General features: G+C 74.4%; 15 protein-coding genes. 3 read left to right on the top strand and 12 right to left on the bottom strand.

Translation table 11 applies throughout. The features are described from left to right. Positions 1-14: 14 nt before the first annotated feature. The 10 genes from MUK52_RS06215 to MUK52_RS06175 all read right to left on the bottom strand — a co-directional run bounded on the left by MUK52_RS06215 (position 15) and on the right by MUK52_RS06175 (position 9161). Positions 15-1148, bottom strand: a complete 1134-nt coding sequence (locus MUK52_RS06215; RefSeq protein ID WP_284574982.1) for an ABC transporter substrate-binding protein — start codon at positions 1146-1148, stop codon at positions 15-17. 220 nt (positions 1149-1368) lie between these two features. Beyond that, on the bottom strand, positions 1369-2700 hold the full coding sequence (locus MUK52_RS06210) for a sulfate adenylyltransferase subunit 1 (protein ID WP_114054816.1): 1332 nt from the start codon (positions 2698-2700) through the stop codon (positions 1369-1371). A 2-nt stretch (positions 2701-2702) separates the two neighbouring features. Beyond that, positions 2703-3647: a sulfate adenylyltransferase subunit CysD gene (gene cysD / locus MUK52_RS06205; protein WP_114054817.1), complete on the bottom strand. Its 945-nt coding sequence runs from the start codon at positions 3645-3647 to the stop codon at positions 2703-2705. Beyond that, positions 3644-4189 (bottom strand): adenylyl-sulfate kinase, encoded by a 546-nt coding sequence (gene cysC / locus MUK52_RS06200; RefSeq protein WP_114054818.1) that lies wholly within the window; start codon positions 4187-4189, stop codon positions 3644-3646. The genes cysD and cysC overlap by 4 nt, the downstream gene beginning before the upstream one ends. A gap of 89 nt (positions 4190-4278) precedes the next feature. Then, complete coding sequence (locus tag MUK52_RS06195; RefSeq protein ID WP_114054819.1) at positions 4279-4989, bottom strand: phosphoadenylyl-sulfate reductase; 711 nt, start codon at positions 4987-4989, stop codon at positions 4279-4281. Beyond that, positions 4986-5165, bottom strand: a complete 180-nt coding sequence (locus MUK52_RS06190) for a hypothetical protein (RefSeq protein ID WP_114054820.1) — start codon at positions 5163-5165, stop codon at positions 4986-4988. Before MUK52_RS06190 ends, MUK52_RS06195 begins: the two co-directional genes overlap by 4 nt. Continuing rightward, positions 5162-6853, bottom strand: a complete 1692-nt coding sequence (locus tag MUK52_RS06185) for a nitrite/sulfite reductase (protein WP_114054821.1) — start codon at positions 6851-6853, stop codon at positions 5162-5164. Before MUK52_RS06185 ends, MUK52_RS06190 begins: the two co-directional genes overlap by 4 nt. Before the next feature lie 220 nt (positions 6854-7073). Then, entirely contained in the window at positions 7074-7157 is an 84-nt protein-coding gene (locus MUK52_RS33140) for a putative leader peptide (protein ID WP_312845914.1), read from the bottom strand. A gap of 169 nt (positions 7158-7326) precedes the next feature. After that, positions 7327-7890, bottom strand: coding sequence for a GNAT family N-acetyltransferase (locus MUK52_RS06180; protein ID WP_114054822.1), 564 nt, complete (start codon positions 7888-7890; stop codon positions 7327-7329). Between the two features lie 5 nt (positions 7891-7895). Then, a complete protein-coding gene (locus MUK52_RS06175; protein WP_114058554.1) occupies positions 7896-9161 on the bottom strand; it encodes a helix-turn-helix domain-containing protein in 1266 nt (421 codons plus the stop codon). 717 nt (positions 9162-9878) lie between these two features. On the opposite strand from MUK52_RS06175, the gene MUK52_RS06170 reads away from it, so the two are divergent. Together MUK52_RS06170 and rsgA are read left to right on the top strand one after the other, a co-directional pair. Continuing rightward, the gene (locus tag MUK52_RS06170) at positions 9879-11018 is read left to right on the top strand and encodes a YihY/virulence factor BrkB family protein (RefSeq protein WP_114054823.1); all 1140 of its coding nucleotides are present in this window, start codon (positions 9879-9881) and stop codon (positions 11016-11018) included. A gap of 259 nt (positions 11019-11277) precedes the next feature. Then, positions 11278-12414, top strand: coding sequence for a ribosome small subunit-dependent GTPase A (gene rsgA, locus MUK52_RS06165; protein ID WP_284574981.1), 1137 nt, complete (start codon positions 11278-11280; stop codon positions 12412-12414). A 341-nt stretch (positions 12415-12755) separates the two neighbouring features. Here rsgA and MUK52_RS06160 read toward each other — a convergent pair whose 3' ends face one another. Together MUK52_RS06160 and MUK52_RS06155 are read right to left on the bottom strand one after the other, a co-directional pair. Continuing rightward, positions 12756-13238, bottom strand: coding sequence for a DUF456 domain-containing protein (locus MUK52_RS06160; RefSeq protein ID WP_284574980.1), 483 nt, complete (start codon positions 13236-13238; stop codon positions 12756-12758). 24 nt (positions 13239-13262) lie between these two features. Continuing rightward, a complete protein-coding gene (locus MUK52_RS06155; protein ID WP_284581664.1) occupies positions 13263-14240 on the bottom strand; it encodes a helix-turn-helix domain-containing protein in 978 nt (325 codons plus the stop codon). Positions 14241-15294: 1054 nt separating this feature from the next. On the opposite strand from MUK52_RS06155, the gene MUK52_RS06150 reads away from it, so the two are divergent. Next, the gene (locus MUK52_RS06150; RefSeq protein WP_281277913.1) at positions 15295-16326 is read left to right on the top strand and encodes a protein phosphatase 2C domain-containing protein; all 1032 of its coding nucleotides are present in this window, start codon (positions 15295-15297) and stop codon (positions 16324-16326) included. Positions 16327-16367 lie beyond the last annotated feature (41 nt).

Genomic DNA, 16367 nt, shown 5'->3' with positions numbered 1-16367 from the left:
ATGCGGTCGGGGGCTTACTTGGCGCCGAGGCCGGCGTCGGAGACCTCGGGCCTGCCGGACTCCCTCAGCACCTTGTTCAGGAGCGTCAGGTCGTAGATGCCGGCCAGTTCGGGCTGCTCGATGAGCTTGGCCGCCACCGCGTCCTCGGCCTGCGCCCTGAGGGTGCCGGCCAGCGGGTCGTCGGTGACGAGGAGGCTCTTCCACGCCGGGTCGATGATCTTCGCGTCGAGTTCCCTGCCGGTCTCCGCCTTCAGGGCCGCGTTCGCGGACGCCCTGGCCCTGTCCGGGTCGGCGTTGATCCACTCGTTCGTCCTGACGGTGCCCCTGAGCACGGCCTCGACGACGTCCGGGTGCTCCTTCAGGAACTTCTGCGACACGACCACGTTCGTGATGACGAACTTCCTGTCGGGCCACAGCTCGGACTCGTCGAGGAGGACAGACCCCCCGTCGGAGACCAGTTGGGACGCGGTCGGCTCCGGCACCCAGGCGCCGTCGATCGAGCCCTGCCTGAAGGCGTCGGGGGTCACCTTGGTGTCGGCGCGGACGACGGAGACGTCGCCCTTGCCGGACTCCGGGTCGACCTTCCAGCCCTTCTCGGAGATCCAGTTGAGGAACGCGACGTCCTGTGTGTTCCCCTTCTGCGGGGTGGCGATCCGCTTCCCCTTGACGTCGTCCAGGGTCTTGATCCGGTCGGGGTTGACGACCAGCTTCACGCCGCCGGAGGCGGAGCCGGAGACGATCCGCAGGTTCCTCCCCTTGGACTTCACGTAGCCGTTGACGGCCGGAGAGGGGCCGATGAACCCGATGTCGAGGGAGCCGCCGTTGAGCGCCTCGATCTCGGACGGGCCCGCGTTGAACACCTGCGCCCTGAGCTTCGTCCCGCCGAGCTCCTTCGCGATCAGGCCCTCCTGGAGGCCGACCAGCGCGGTGGCGTGCGTCAGGTTCGGGAAGTAGCCGATGCGGACCTCGCGGGCGGACAGCGCCGCACCCGAGCCGGACGCGGCGCCCGCCCTGCCGTCGTCCGGCGCCTCGGCCTGGGAGCCGTAGCCGCAGGAGGCGAGCGCGCCGATCAGCAGCGGCAGCGCGGAGGCGGCGGCGAGGCCGCGGCGCAGGGCCTTGCGGGCGGTGGTGCGGGTGGTGGCAGGCACGGGAGGGCTTCCTCTCGTGACGTCGTCTCAGGACGCACGTCTTCGTCTGTGGAGCGAGGCCGGGTCGGGCTCGCGGCGGTCACGCGGGGAGGGGGCGCGCAGGCAGTGCGCGTACGTCATCGCGCACATCGCGCCACTCCTCCCTGGCCGCTGCCGAGGGCGCCGCTGCCCACGCGGCCGCCCTCCTTCGCGAACGTCGAGTAGATGTCGCCGAACACGGTCAGAAGTCCCAGCCCTCGTCGCCGGCGGCCGGGGCGGCCTCCGCGCGGGAGGCGAAGGACTCGCCGGCCATGCCCGCTGCCAGCGTCGTGCCGTCCTGCGGGTCGATCAGCAGGAACGAGCCCGTCCGGCGGGAGTCGGCGTACGCGTCGAGCGCGAGCGGCTCGGCCGTGCGGACGACGACGCGGCCGATGTCGTTGGCGACGAGCCGACCCGGCTCGGGGTGCTGGGAGAGGTCGTCCAGGGTCAGCCGCGAGGGGATCTCCTTCACGATCGCCTTCACCGTGCGGGTGGTGTGCTTCAGCAGCACCCGCGCGCCGACGGCCAGCGGCTGGTCGGCGACGTGGCACACGGTCGCCTCGACGTCCTGCGTGGTCGCCGGGGCCGTCGCGGTCGGGGCGATCAGGTCGCCGCGCGAGATGTCGATGTCGTCCTTCAGGCGGACCGTCACCGACTGCGGCGCCCACGCGATGTCCACGCTCTCGCCGAGTGCGTCGATGCCCTCGATGACCGACGTCCGGCCCGACGGCAGGACCGTCACCGGCTCGCCGACGCGCAGCACACCGGAGGCGATCTGGCCGGCGTAGCCGCGGTAGTCGGGGTGCTCGGCGGTCTGCGGGCGGATCACGTACTGGACGGGGAACCGCGCCGGGCAGGCGGTCAGGTCGTGGCTGACCGGGACCGTCTCCAGGTGCTCCAGGACCGTCGGGCCGCCGTACCAGTCCATGTGGGAGGACGGCTCCACCACGTTGTCCCCGGCCAGCGCCGAGATCGGGATGGCGGTGATCTCCGGGACGCCCAGCTCGGAGGCGTACGCGGTGAACTCCTCGGCGATCGCCGCGAAGACGGTCTCCTCGTACCCGACGAGGTCCATCTTGTTCACGGCCAGGACGACGTGCGGGACGCGCAGCAGGGCGGCGACCGCGGCGTGCCGGCGGGTCTGCTCCACGACGCCGTTGCGGGCGTCGACGAGGACGACGGCCAGCTCGGCGGTCGAGGCGCCGGTGACCATGTTCCGCGTGTACTGCACGTGCCCGGGGGTGTCGGCCAGGATGAACCGGCGGCGGGCGGTCGCGAAGTAGCGGTAGGCCACGTCGATCGTGATGCCCTGCTCCCGCTCGGCCCGCAGGCCGTCCGTCAGCAGCGCCAGGTCGGGGGTGTTCTGCCCGCGGTCGGCGGAGACCCGCTCGACGGCCTCCAACTGGTCCTCCAGGACCGACTTGGAGTCGTGCAGCAGGCGGCCGACCAGGGTGGACTTGCCGTCGTCGACGGAGCCCGCGGTGGCGAAGCGCAGCAGCGTCGTCGCGCTGAGCTGCTCGGTGGTGCTGGTCATGGCTAGAAGTACCCTTCGCGCTTGCGGTCTTCCATCGCGGCCTCGGAGAGCTTGTCGTCGGCCCGGGTCGCGCCCCGCTCGGTGAGGCGGGAGACGGCGATCTCGGCGATCACCGCGTCGAGCGTGGCGGCGTCGGAGTCGACGGCGCCGGTGCAGGACATGTCGCCGACGGTGCGGTAGCGGACCAGCCGCTTCTCGACCGTCTCGCCGTCCTTCGGGCCGCCCCAGTCGCCCGCGGTCAGCCACATGCCGCTCCGGGCGAACACCTCGCGCTCGTGGGCGAAGTAGATCTCCGGCAGCTCGATGCCCTCGCGGGCGATGTACTGCCACACGTCCAGCTCGGTCCAGTTCGACAGCGGGAACACGCGGACGTGCTCGCCGGGGGCGTGCCGGCCGTTGTACAGCTGCCACAGCTCCGGCCGCTGCCGGCGCGGGTCCCACTGGGAGAACTCGTCGCGCAGGGAGAACACCCGCTCCTTCGCGCGGGCCTTCTCCTCGTCGCGGCGGCCGCCGCCGAACACCGCGTCGAAGCGGTGCTGCTGGATCGCCTCCGTCAGCGGGACCGTCTGCAGCGGGTTGCGGGTGCCGTCCGGGCGCTCCTTCAGCTTCCCCGCGTCGATGTACTCCTGGACGGACGCCACGTGCAGGCGCAGGCCGTGCGCGGCGACCGTGCGGTCGCGGTAGTCGATGACCTCGGGGAAGTTGTGCCCGGTGTCGACGTGCAGCAGCGCGAACGGCACCGGCGCCGGCGCGAACGCCTTCAGCGCCAGGTGCAGCATGACGATGGAGTCCTTGCCGCCGGAGAACAGGATCACCGGCTTCTCGAACTCGCCCGCCACCTCGCGGAAGATGTGCACGGCCTCCGACTCCAGGGAGTCCAGGTGCGAGAGCGCGTACGGCGCGTCGGCGTCCGGCTCGGTGTGCGGGTGCGCGGCGGTGGCGGTCATGCCAGACCCCTCTCGGTGAGCAGCGCGTGCAGGGCGTCGGCCGACTCCTGCACGGACTGGGTGTGCGACTCGATGCGGAGGTCCGGCGACTGCGGGGCCTCGTACGGGTCGTCGACGCCGGTCAGCCCGGAGATCTCGCCCGCGGCCTGCTTGGCGTACAGGCCCTTCACGTCCCGTACGGAGCACACCTCGACCGGGGTGGCCACGTGCACTTCCAGGTAGGCGGTGCCGGCCCCGGTGTGGCGCCCCCGCACGGCCTCGCGGCTGTCGGCGTACGGCGCGATGACGGGGACCAGCGCCTTGACGCCGTTGCTCGCGAGGAGTTCGGCGACGAAGCCGATCCGCTGGACGTTGGTGTACCGGTCCGCGCGGTCGAAGCCGAGGCCGGCGGAGAGGAACTCGCGGATCTCGTCGCCGTCGAGGACCTCCACCCGGTGGCCCTCGCCGCGCAGCCGCTCGGCGAGCGCGTAGGCGATGGTGGTCTTGCCCGCGCTGGGCAGACCGGTCAGCCACACGGTGGCTCCCTGGCCGGTCACGCTCATCCCGTTCTCTTTCCCGTCCGGTTCCGTCGTCGTCTGCGTCGTCTGCGTCGTCTGCGTCGTCTGCGTTGTGTCGGTGGTCTGCGCCGCCATCAGCCGTGCAGTCCGCACTCGGTCTTGGCCCGGCCGGCCCAGCGGCCGGCCCGCGCGTCCTCGCCCTCCGCCGTGCGGCGGGTGCAGGGGGCGCAGCCGACGGACGTGTAGCCGTCCGTCAGCAGGGGGTTGGTCAGGACGCCGTGCTCGGCGACGTAGGCGTCGACGTCGTCCTGCGTCCAGCGCGCGATGGGGGACACCTTGACCTTGCGCCGCTTCTCGTCCCAGCCGACCACCGGGGTGTTCGCCCGGGTGGGGGACTCGTCGCGGCGCAGGCCGGTCGCCCACGCGTCGTATGCGGTCAGGCCCTCCTCCAGCGGCCGCACCTTGCGCAGGGCGCAGCACAGGTCCGGGTCGCGCTCGTACAGGCGCGGGCCGTGCTCGGCGTCCTGCTCGGCGACCGTCTGCCGCGGGGTGAGGGTGATGACGCGGACGTCCATCACGGCCTCGACGGCGTCGCGGGTGCCGATCGTCTCCTCGAAGTGGTAGCCGGTGTCGAGGAAGACCACGTCCACGCCGGGGAACGCACGGGACGCGAGGTGCGCGACGACGGCGTCCTCCATGGAGGAGGTCACGCAGAACCGCGGGCCGAAGGTGTCGGCGGCCCAGCGGAGGATCTCCAGCGGGGACGCGTCCTCCAGGTCCCGCCCGGCCTGCTCGGCGAGCGCCTTCAGGCCGCGCCCGTCGCGCAGCTCCTGGTCGGCGGTCATATCGCTTCCCCTCCCGTGGACTCCGTCCGCAGCCCGCGGGCCAGCAGGCCGAGGTACTTCAGCTGGAAGGCCCGGTTGCAGGACCTGCACTCCCACGCCCCGTGGCCCTGCTCGTTCGGGAACAGGTCCTCGTCTCCGCAGTACGGGCAGAAGAACGGTGCGGCGCGCTCGCTCATGACAGGCTCTCGTCGCTCGCGCGGCCGACCCACGTCGCGAAGCGCTCGCCGTCCTCGCGCTGCTCCTGGAAGCGCCGGACGACCCGCTCGACGTAGTCGGGCAGCCCGTCCTTGGTGACCTTCAGGCCGCGGACCTTGCGGCCGAAGCCGGCCTCCAGGCCGAGGGCTCCGCCGAGGTGGACCTGGTAGCCCTCCACCTGGTTGCCGTCGTCGTCCAGGACGAGCTGGCCCTTGAGGCCGATGTCGGCGACCTGGATGCGGGCGCAGGCGTTGGGGCAGCCGTTGATGTTGATGGTGAGCGGCTCGTCGAAGTCCGGCAGGCGGCGCTCCAGCTCGTCGATCAGGGAGGCGCCGCGCGCCTTCGTCTCGACGATGGCGAGCTTGCAGAACTCGATGCCGGTGCAGGCCATCGTGCCGCGCCGGAACGGCGAGGGCGTGACCCGGAGGTCGAGCGCCTCCAGCGCGGAGACCGCCGAGTCGACCCGGTCCTCCGCGACGTCCAGCAGGACCATCTTCTGGTCGGCGGTGGTGCGCAGCCGGCCCGAGCCGTGCTGCTCGGCGACCTCGGCGATCTTGGTGAGGGTGGCGCCGTCGACGCGGCCCACGCGCGGGGCGAAGCCGATGTAGAAGCGGCCGTCCTTCTGGCGGTGCACGCCCATGTGGTCGCGCCACCGGCCGGCGGGCTCCTGCGGGGCGGGGCCGTCGGTGAGCTTCCGCCCCAGGTACTCGTCCTCCAGGACGCGGCGGAACTTCTCCGCGCCCCAGTCGGCGACGAGGAACTTCAGGCGGGCGCGGTTGCGCAGCCGGCGGTAGCCGTAGTCGCGGAAGATGGAGATGACGCCCTCGTAGACGTCGGGGACCTCGTCCAGGGAGACCCAGGTGCCCAGGCGGACACCGAGCTTGGGGTTGGTGGACAGGCCGCCGCCGACCCACACGTCGAAGCCGGGGCCGCGCTCGGGGTGGTGCACGCCGACGAACGAGATGTCGTTGATCTCGTGCGCCACGTCCAGGAGCGGCGAGCCGGAGATCGCGGACTTGAACTTGCGGGGCAGGTTGGAGAATTCCTTGTTGCCGACGATGCGCCGGTAGATCTCCTCGATGGCCGGGGTGCCGTCGATGATCTCGTCCTCGGCGATGCCGGCGACCGGGGAGCCGAGGATGACGCGGGGCGTGTCACCGCAGGCCTCGGTGGTGGACAGGCCGACCGCCTCCAGGCGGCGCCAGATCTCCGGGACGTCCTCGATGCGGATCCAGTGGTACTGCACGTTCTGACGGTCGGTGAGGTCGGCCGTGCCGCGGGCGAACTCCTCGGAGATCTCGCCGATCACGCGGAGCTGCTCGGTGGTCAGCCGGCCGCCGTCGATGCGGACGCGCAGCATGAAGAACTTGTCGTCCAGCTCCTCGGGCTCCAGGACCGCGGTCTTGCCGCCGTCGATCCCGGGCTTGCGCTGCGTGTAGAGGCCCCACCAGCGCATGCGGCCGCGCAGGTCGTTGGGGTCGATCGAGTCGAATCCGGTCTTGGAGTAGATCGTCTCAATGCGTGTCCGCACGTTGAGACCGTCGTCGTCCTTCTTGAACTGCTCGTTGCCGTTGAGGGGGGTGTGGTGTCCGACGGCCCACTGGCCCTCGCCGCGGTGACGGCCGGGCTTGCGGCGCGCGGAGGCGGGTGTTGCGGGGGTGGCGGCCATGGCGGTACGTCCTTCTTCGGCGGCTCGATGCAGAGGGCAGGGGGAGTCGGCGGCGCGGCCCCCGTGACGTTGCCTACGCTGAGCAGGTGCGGCTGATCGCCGCCCCGGTGCCGGTTGTGCCGGTGTGCGGGGCGGTGTCGGGCCTTCAGGGGACTGGCGGTGTGCGGCGCGGCCGCGACGACGCTGTGCGGTGCGCGCTGTGCGGCGTCGGCTGGTTCCGTCAGCTCGCCGGACAGATGGCGCTGGACATGCGGCCGAGGTCGACGTGCCGCCGACTCACCAAGGCTGTTCCAGCTCCATTCATGGCCGAAGCGTGTCATGGGGCGATTGGAGGAGTCCACTACTGTCCATGATGTGGACGAAGTGGTCTCGAATCATGGGACGACGTGACGGCGGTCACATACGGAAGAGGCGGGCGGGACGGGTTGCTCAGCCCGCCTCGCCCGCCTTGCCCGCCTCGCCCGCCCGGGGTGCTACGCCCCGGGCCAGGGGCCGGGCGTGGGGGCGTACTCCTTCTCCTCCGTCTCGGTCCGGAAGACCTTGAACCCGCGCCGCAGGTAGTTGTCCATCGCCGTCGGCCCGTCCTGGCTGCACGTGTGCACCCACACCCGGCGCGTGGGCTCCCGGTCCGGCCAGCGCTCGGCCAGCGACCACGCGGCGGCCACGCCCACGGAGAGCAGGTGCCCGCCGATGCGGCGGCCCCGGAAGTCCGGCAGCAGCCCGAAGTACATGATCTCGACCACGCCGCCGTCCTGCGGGTCCAGCTCGACGTACCCGGCCGGCGTCCCGCGCTCGTACGCCACCCAGGTCTCCACGCCCGGCCGCCCCAGGTGCTCCGCCCACTCGGCGCGGGTCAGCGACAGCCGGTCCGTCCAGTGGATGTCACCGCCGACCGCCGTGTACAGGAAGCGGCTGAACTCCGGCGAGGGGACTTCCGCCCGTCGGACGGCTATCTCGGATCCCGGGACGGCGGAGGGGGAGAGATCGTCCGGGGAGGTCATCTCCAGGGACCAGGTGGTCAGTGTGATGGTGCTCATGCACGTCAGGGAACCATGCCCGGCGCCGCCGGGCCCAGGCGGGCCCCGACCACGGCCGGGGCCGTCGAGTGCGGCAGCAGCCCCGCCGGGTCCGCGGGGCGCAGCAGCTCCACCTCGACGCCCTCCGCGAACCGGTACGGCCGGTGCGCCAGCACCCCCGCCAGCTGCCGCCGCACCCGCGACAGCTCCGCCCGCACCGTCACCGTCCGCGTCGGGTCCCCGAACAGCTCCTGCGCCAGCTCCGCCGCCGACCGGCCCCGCGGGCTCTCCGCCAGCAGGAACAGCAGCTCCGCGTGGCGCGGGGTCAGGTCCAGCGACCAGCTGCCCGACGCCCCGTACACCGTCGCCGTCCAGGACCGCGGCCGGCTGAGGTCCAGGACCACCCGGCTCGCCGCGGCCCCCGCCGCCGGAGCCGCGGCGACGCGCAGCAGCCAGCCCCCGGGCAGCGGCTCCACGGTGCACTGCCCCAGCTGCGGCACCCACGCCTGCCCCGGCCCGAAGCCCTTCGGCAGCGCGATCCGCTCCGCCGGCGCAGGCCCCGTCACCGCCGCGGTCCAGCCGTGCGGGTCCACCGCCACCGCCCGCCCGGGAAGCCGGGCCAGCAGCGGCGCCGCCACCGCCCGCAGCCGCTCCAGCGACTCCAGGTGCCGGACCCGCAGCTCCCGCTCCGCGAGACGCGCCACCGAGCTGACCCACGCCAGCGTCGCCGGGTGCATCGTCGCCAGCGGCCCGCTCACGTCGACCACGCCGAGCAGCCGCCCGTCCCGGGGGTCGTGCAGCGGCGCCCCGGCACACGTCCACGCGTGGTGGCTGGAGACGAAGTGCTCCGCCGAGAACACCTGCACCGGCCGCCGCGCCACCAGCGCCGTCCCGACGCCGTTCGTCCCGACGACCGCCTCCGCCCAGTCGGCGCCCACCGCGAAGCCCAGCCGGTCCGCCGCCCGCAGCACCGGCGCCGCGCCCTCCCGCCACAGCAGCCGCCCCTCGGAGTCGGCGACGACCAGGATGTGCGGGGCGGTGTCCAGCGTCGGCAGCAGCCCCTCCCGCAGCACCGGCAGCAGCTCCCGCAGCGCAGACCCCTGCCGCCGCTCCTCCGTCTCCGCCGACGACAGCAGCCGCGACCGCGCGTCCCGGTCCGGATGCACCCCCGACGCCAGCATCCGCCGCCACGACGCGGCGATCTCCGGGCGCGGCTGCGCCGGCGGCCGCTCCCCGGCCAGCGCGGCCGCCCGCACGCCCTTCAGCAGGCGCGTCGCCTCCCGCGGGTCCATGGCCGAGATGCGCGCCACATCGACCGTGCTGCCAGCGGTGTCGGCCACCGGAACCTCCCCGTGCGGAACAGGACGTGCCAGAACGTGCGCGAGCCTCCCGGGCGGGCCCGCCCGGGTGTTCCGCGCCCGCCGCGGCAGCCCGCGGCAGCCCCTGTCGCACCCGGTGGACGGCTCACGCCCCAGAGGGTTGCAACGGTATGCAACTCTCGCCAAGTCCCGGCCGGCCGACCCACACTGTCCCGACGCCGCACAGCGGCGTGACAGCTCCTCCTCGGGGCTTTCCCGGCCGGGGGTGGTGCCGGGTCGGCGCGGCGCCACCCCGGCCGGCCACACGGGTCCGGATTGCGGTCCGGGGCGGTTTGGGGACCGCCTCCGACCCGCGATCCGCACCTGTCCCGTCTCCGTTCCGCACCTGTACCGGTCCCTCCCGCACCCGGTCCCGCACCCCTCCGGTACGCGCCGACCGTTCGCGGGCGGGCCCCGGAGCGTAGCCCTTCCCGTCGGCGCGGCCGACGGGCCGCGCCGCCATCGGCGTACCCCGTTCGGTCACTCGTGGGCCGCCGCCCCCCGCGCCCCTGCGCAGGGCGCCCGCCCGCATCGCCGTACGGGCCTACCGGCGGGGGCGGTACGGCCGGCCCGCGCGGGGCCCCGCCGGCAGCGGTCGGCGCCGGTCGCCGGCGGTGCGGGCGGGGCTTGCCGGGCGGATACCGTAAGGACGTGCAGCCAGCAGAAGAAACACCCGAGCGGTTCCCCGGGCGGCGGTCCGGGCGGCTCCACCGGGCCCGCGCCCTCTACCGCAACGTCTCCAAGCGCAGGATGGCGTGGCTGCTGCTCAAAGACACGGTGAACTCCTGCATCGAGTACCGCATCCTCGGCCTCGCCGCCGAGGCCGCCTTCTTCACCCTGCTGTCCCTGCCGCCCCTCTTCCTCGGCCTGCTCGGCGTCCTCGGCTACGTCGACGGCTGGACCGGCGGCACCGTCGTGGCGTCCATCGAGGAGAACATCCTGCGCGCGGTCGGCACCGTCCTCTCCGACCGCGGCGTCAACGAGATCGCCAGGCCGATGCTCGACGACGTCACCCGCGGCGGCCGCCCCGACCTCATCTCCCTCGGCTTCGCCTTCGCCCTCTGGTCCGGCTCGCGCGCCGTCAACGTCTTCATCGACACCATCACCGTCATGTACGGGCTGGACGGGCACAGGGGCATCGTCAAGACCCGGCTGCTCGCCTTCCTGCTGTACGTGATCGCGCTCCTGATCGGCGCCATCGTGCTGCCGCTGATGGTGGCCGGGCCGGACGCGGTCGTGCGCTGGCTGCCCTGGAGCGCCGAGGTGATCGCGGTGCTGTACTGGCCGACGGTCACCCTGCTCTCCATCGCCTTCCTGACCACCCTGTACCACGTGTCCGTGCCTGTGCGGTCGCCGTGGATCGAGGACGTGCCGGGGGCGCTGGTGGCCCTCGCGATGTGGGTGGTCGGCTCGTTCCTGCTGCGGCTCTACCTCATCAACACCGTCGAGGGGCCGACGATCTACGGCTCGCTGGCCGCCCCCGTCGCGGTGCTGCTGTGGATCGGCGTCTCCGCGTTCGCGGTGCTGGTGGGCGCCGCCGTCAACGCCGCCATCGACCGGGTCTGGCCGTCGGTGGCCACGGCCGCGGCGCGCGAGGCGAACGAACGCGCCCGGGAGGCGGAGGCGGCCCAGCTCGTCGCGCGCGCCGCGGCCTGGCGGGCGCTCGCCGAGGGCGAGTCCGAGGACGAGGACGACGGCGAGCCCGACGCCGGGATGCCGTCCGAGTTCCCCGAGCGGTGGTCGAAGTTCCTGCCGCCGGAGGACTACACGGCCCGGCTGCGGAAGCACTGAAAAAGGGTTGGCGCGGGCGTCGCCGATCTTGCTACGGTTCCACCGGTTTCCCTGGATCCGCGCCGCGTCCGCCGCGGACCACGGCCGTTTCGTCCCGACCCGGAGGTGAGTTCATTGATGACTGTCGCTGCGCTCGGTGCTGCCCGCACCCACCAGACCGTCAATGCCGCTTCCGTGGTCTCCGGCTGACCCGACACCTCTCACTCTTCGCGCGCCCGACGGGCCCGCGCGGCCGGGGCCACCCTCCGAAGGGTCCCCCTTGTCTCTCTCTTCTGCCTCAGCTTCCTCTTCTTCCTCTTTTTCTCCCTCCGCTCTGTCGTCGGCGCCCGCGCTCGCCGCGCTCGGCTGGGACGACGCATGGGCCGCCGAGTTCGCCCCGTACGCCGAGCAGGGCCTGCTGCCCGGGCGGGTCGTACGCGTCGACCGCGGCCAGTGCGACGTCGTCACCGCGGACGGCACCGTGCGTGCAGACACCGCCTTCGTCACCCCGCACGACCCGCTGCGGGTCATCTGCACCGGCGACTGGGCGGCGGTGGAGCCGTCCGGCAACCCGCGCTACGTGAAGGCGTACCTGCCGCGCCGGACCGCGTTCGTGCGCTCGACCTCCTCGCAGCGGTCCGAGGGGCAGATCCTCGCCGCCAACGTCGACCACGCGATCATCGCCGTCTCGCTGGCCGTCGAACTCGACCTCGGCCGCATCGAGCGGTTCCTGGCCCTGGCCTGGGAATCGGGTGCGCAGCCGCTCGTCGTGCTCACCAAGGCGGACCTCGTCCCGGACCCGGCCACCCTGGCGTACCTGGTCCAGGACGTCGAGGCCGCGGCGCCCGGCGTGCAGGTCCTGACGGTGTCCTCGCTGACCGGCGAGGGCATGGACGTCCTCGCGGCGGTCGTCGCCGACGGTACGAGCGTGCTGCTCGGCATCTCCGGCGCCGGCAAGTCCACCCTGGCCAACGCGCTCCTCGGCGCGGACGTCATGGACGTCCGGGCGACCCGGGACGTCGACGGCAAGGGCCGCCACACGACCACCACCCGCAACCTCCTCGCGCTGCCCGGCGGGGGCGTCCTCATCGACACCCCCGGCCTGCGCGGCGTCGGCCTGTGGGACGCGGAGGCGGGCGTCGGGCAGGTGTTCTCCGAGATCGAGGAGTACGCCGCCGAGTGCCGCTTCCACGACTGCGCCCACGAGTCGGAGCCCGGCTGTGCCGTGACCGCGGCCGTGGCGGAGGGGACTCTGCCGGAACGCCGCCTGGAGAGCTACCGCAAGCTGCTGCGGGAGAACCAGCGGATCGTGGCCAAGACGGACGCCCGCCTGCGGGCCGAAATCCGCCGCGACTGGCGCCTGAAGTCGGCCGAGGGCCGCGCCAACTACGCCGCCAAGCGCGGCGGCCGCGGCTGACGGGGGCTCCCCGTCCGGAGCCCCGCCCCCGGTCCGGCAGGTTTCAGGGGCGGGGCTCCGGCGTCTGCCTGCCGGTGCCTCTGCGTCGCGCCGTTCATGCGGTCGGCGAGCGTCGACACCGGTACGCGCCGATGCCGAGGGCGACCTCCAGGGCGTTGCGGCGGGTGTAGCCGTGTGCGGGGAACGCCGCCCACCCGTCGTCGCCCACGGCACCGGAAGCGGCGATGGCCCGGAAAGTGAACCGGCGGACCGCCCCCAGGCGGTCGGTGGCGCCCGGCCGCGGACTCGCAGTCGGAGGCCGCGGCCCGGCCGGCCGGTCCCGGGTCGCGGCGCCGCGCCGGTCAGCCCGCCAGGACCGTGCCCGTCCACGCGCCCAGCACCATCAGGCACGCCAGCAGCTCCACCAGCACGCTCGTCCCCACCGACCGCATGACCGCCCGTACCGACGCCCACGCCTCGCCGTGCGAGCCGAGCCGCAGCCGCTCGCACAGGTAGATCCCGCCGACGAACCCCGGAACCGCTCCCACCACCGGCAGCACGACGAAGCCGAGCAGCGCCCCCGCCCCCGCGTACACCGCCATCCGGCGGGTCACCCCGACCGCCCGCACCCGCCGCGGCGGCAGCTGCCACATCACCACCTGCACCACCAGCAGCAGCGCCGTCGACGCGACCAGCAGCCACCACGCCACCGCCGACCGCTCGTGCAGCGCCCACCACAGCACCCCCGCCCACACCAGCCACGTCCCGGGTACGCCCGGAACCATCACCCCCACCGTCCCGAGCAGCAGCACCAGCCCCACCAGGAGCAGCTGCGGCAGATCCATCTGCCCAGCGTGCCCGACCGGCTGCTAGCGGGCCACCCAGCCCCGCTCGTGCGCGTGCCAGCCCAGCTGGAGCCGGGTCGTGACACCGGCCAGCTCCATCAGCCCCTTCACACGCCGCTGCACCGTCCGCAGCCCCAGCTCCAGGTGCTTGGCCACGCTCGCGTCCGTCATCCCGGCGAGGAGCAGCGTGAGGATCTCCAGGTCCGTGGAGTCCGGCACCTCCACCGACTCCTGGGGGGAGCCCGCCGGGCCCAGCCGCAGCGGCATCGCCTCCCGCCACACCGCCTCGAACAGCCCCGTCAGCGACTCCAGCAGCCCCGACGCGTGCACCATCAGCACCGTCGGCTCCGCCCCCCGTCCTGTCAGCGGCACCATCGCCAGAGTCCCGTCCGCGATGACGAGCCGCGTCGGCACCCGCTCCGTCACCCGCACCAGCTCGCCGCGCGCCAACGCGGTCGACGCCTCGCGGATCCCCGACGGCAGGCCGAGCACCTCCCGCTCGATCACCACCCGGTACCCCACCCCGCGCACCGCCGCCCGCTCCTCCTCCGGGTTGTCCCCCGCGGCCACCACCTGCGGGCGGGCGCTGACCAGCGCGCACACCTCCCGCTCCGCGCCCGCCTGGAGCTGGCGGAAGCGGTGCGCGACCGCGCTCGCCCCCGTCACCACCTCCACCAGGTCGTGCACCGTCGGCTCGGCCGGCTCCGCCCGGTACTCCTGCGCCAGCAGCTCCGCCGCCAGCTCCGCCTCCTCCAGCTCCTGCCGCTGCCGCGACAGCAGCGCCCCGAGCGCCACCGCCGGCGGAGCCGCCACCCAGCGGCCCGGTCGGGCCGAGGCCTGCGCGGCCAGGCCGTGCCTCTCCAGATGGCGCAGCGCCCGCTCCGTCTGCGGCACCGGGAGCGCCAGCCGGTGCGCCAGATCCGGCACCTCCGCCGCCCCCAACGCCACCAGTGCGCGGTACGCCGACTCCTGCCCCTCGTCCAGGCCGATCGCACTCAGCAACCCGTCCACCCCCACCGTTCGCCCACGGTCCACCCCTCCTGCTGCGTGGCGGCTCGGTCGGCCGGCCGCAGCCGGCCGGCGGGAAGCGGCCACGGCGCAAACCCGCCGCGGACATCATCACCGGATGCGCTCCCCCTGTGACAAGGGCCGCCGGGAGGAAGCGGCGTGTGCAGGGGGTGCGGGTGTGCTCGGGGTGCGGGCCGGCGGACGGTCGGAGGGGCGTGTACCGCTCCGTCCTGGGGCGGTGCGGGTCCTACTCATTTCGTGAGTTCCGCGTTTTCCGGGGCGGGGGCGCGCCGAGAATAGCCGCATGAGTCAGCGGGGTGCGGACGACTGGTGGCAGAAGCTGTACGGGGAACCCGACGCGGGAGCGGACCCCGGACCCGGCAGCGGGGAGGCGGCGGCGGACGCCGCGCGGGCCGACACCCTGGAGTCCCGGTTCCGGGCCGCGGCCGACCTCGTGTCCCCGGCGTCTCCGCCGGCGGCCGGCCAAGGGCCCGCAGCGGTGCATACGGAGGTCCCGCCGGCGGTGCCGACGCAGGACCGCAGGCCCGCCGGGCCGCCGCCCCCAAACTTCCCGCCGCCGCGCAGTCCCGTCCCGCCGCCGCCTCCTGCGCCGCCCTCGGCTCCGACCGCCGCCGGGCACGGGGGCCAGGTTCCGGCGCCGCGGAGGGAGGGGCCGGCCGGCGGGCCGGCGGCGGCACCCGCCGCGCCCGTCGGGCCGCCCGGAGGCGCGCCGTCGCCGTCACCGTCGCCGTCACCCGCGCCGCCGTCTGGGGCTTCCGGCCCCGGGGCGGGCTCGCCGGGCGGGTGGTTCGCCCCGCCGCCGGGACCGCCGGGTGCGGGCTCGGCGCCGGTTGCCCCCCCGCCGGCCGTCCCGCCGGGGGAGGGTCCGGCGGCGTTCGGGCCGCCACCGCCTCCGCCACCAGCGCCGCCGGCCGGGCCGCCGCCGGCCGGCTCTCCGGGGGGTGCCGCGCCCGACCCGCTTCGGCCGCGGGATCCGCGGGAGAGCGGGAGCACCGGATACGGGCTGGGGGATGTCACCGTGCCTCCCGTGCCGACCCCTCCGCCGCCGTCGCCGCCGCGGGTGGCGCCGCCTGCGGCCGCGCCTCGGGTGGAGGACCGCGCATCCGGTACCGCCGGGCCCGTTGCCGCCGCGCCCGGTGCCCCGGCCGCGCCGGGCGCTGCCGACGTCGGCGCGGTCCACCCCGACAGGCCCACCGTGCGGCACCTCGGCGACCGTGCGCCGACGTACGCCCCGGAGCCGGGGGCGCTGCCGCTCGCCGATCCAGGGGCGCTGGAGGACCTCGTCCCCGACACCGTCCTGGAGGGTGCCCGGCACGGTGTGTGCACGCTGCGGGCCGCCTCCGTGCGCGGGGACTCCGCCCGCTACCGCGGCGAGGCCCGCCGGGACTTCCTGCTCACCGCCCGCTTCGGCACCGGCGACGACGCGCTCGTGCTCGTCGCCCTCGCCGGCGGCGACCGGGCCGCCGCCGGGGCGGCCGAGGCGGCCGCAGAGCTGTGCCACTGGATCGGCGCGGCCGTCGGCCGGAGCCGGCCCCGTCTCGCCGACGACATCCGCTCAGGCCGGCGGGACGCCCTCCGCTCGGGCCTCCAGCGGCTCACCGACCGCGGGTACGGCCGGCTGCGGGCCCGCGCCGCCGAACTCGGGCATTCCGAGGAGGCGTACACGGCCGGGCTGCGCGCCCTCCTGCTGCCGATCGACCCCGAGTGCCGGACCCGCGTCTGCTTCGGTGCGGGCTCCGGCGGCGTCTTCCGGCTGCGGGGCGGGGCGTGGGAGGACCTTGAGCACGACGAGGCGGCCGGTGCCGATCCCGAGCCGGGCTCGGATGCCGGGCCGGTGTTCCGGTTCCGGGCCGCCGTCGCACGGCCCGGGGACACCCTGCTGCTCTGCTCCGGCGGCTTCGCCGACCCGCTGCGGGAGGAGGGGCTGCTCCCCGCCGAACTCGCCGCCCGCTGGTCCGACCCCGAGCCGCCGGGCCTGGCGGCCTTCCTCGCCGATACGCAGCTACGCGTCAAGGGGTACGCCGACGACCGCACGGCCGCGGCGGTCTGGGAGGGGTGAGGCGAGCCCGCCCGCGGCGCCGGACACCGCGGGCGCGGTCC

It is taken from the genome of Streptomyces sp. 2P-4, assembly GCF_030167965.1.
GTDB classification, from domain to species: Bacteria; Actinomycetota; Actinomycetes; order Streptomycetales; family Streptomycetaceae; genus Streptomyces; species Streptomyces globosus_A.
The sequence above is the reverse complement of the archived record's forward strand: the minus strand, read 5'-3'. Positions and strand labels throughout refer to the sequence as shown.

Bases quoted from the DNA above. Each gene is read 5' to 3' on its own strand.
- MUK52_RS06210 (WP_114054816.1), bottom strand. From the start codon at position 2,700: ATGACCAGCACCACCGAGCAGCTCAGCGCGACGACGCTGCTGCGCTTC.
- cysD (WP_114054817.1), bottom strand. From the start codon at position 3,647: ATGACCGCCACCGCCGCGCACCCGCACACCGAGCCGGACGCCGACGCG.
- cysC (WP_114054818.1), bottom strand. From the start codon at position 4,189: ATGAGCGTGACCGGCCAGGGAGCCACCGTGTGGCTGACCGGTCTGCCC.
- MUK52_RS06195 (WP_114054819.1), bottom strand. From the start codon at position 4,989: ATGACCGCCGACCAGGAGCTGCGCGACGGGCGCGGCCTGAAGGCGCTC.
- MUK52_RS06190 (WP_114054820.1), bottom strand. From the start codon at position 5,165: ATGAGCGAGCGCGCCGCACCGTTCTTCTGCCCGTACTGCGGAGACGAG.
- MUK52_RS06185 (WP_114054821.1), bottom strand. From the start codon at position 6,853: ATGGCCGCCACCCCCGCAACACCCGCCTCCGCGCGCCGCAAGCCCGGC.
- MUK52_RS33140 (WP_312845914.1), bottom strand. From the start codon at position 7,157: ATGAATGGAGCTGGAACAGCCTTGGTGAGTCGGCGGCACGTCGACCTC.
- MUK52_RS06180 (WP_114054822.1), bottom strand. From the start codon at position 7,890: ATGAGCACCATCACACTGACCACCTGGTCCCTGGAGATGACCTCCCCG.
- MUK52_RS06175 (WP_114058554.1), bottom strand. From the start codon at position 9,161: ATGGACCCGCGGGAGGCGACGCGCCTGCTGAAGGGCGTGCGGGCGGCC.
- MUK52_RS06160 (WP_284574980.1), bottom strand. From the start codon at position 13,238: ATGGATCTGCCGCAGCTGCTCCTGGTGGGGCTGGTGCTGCTGCTCGGG.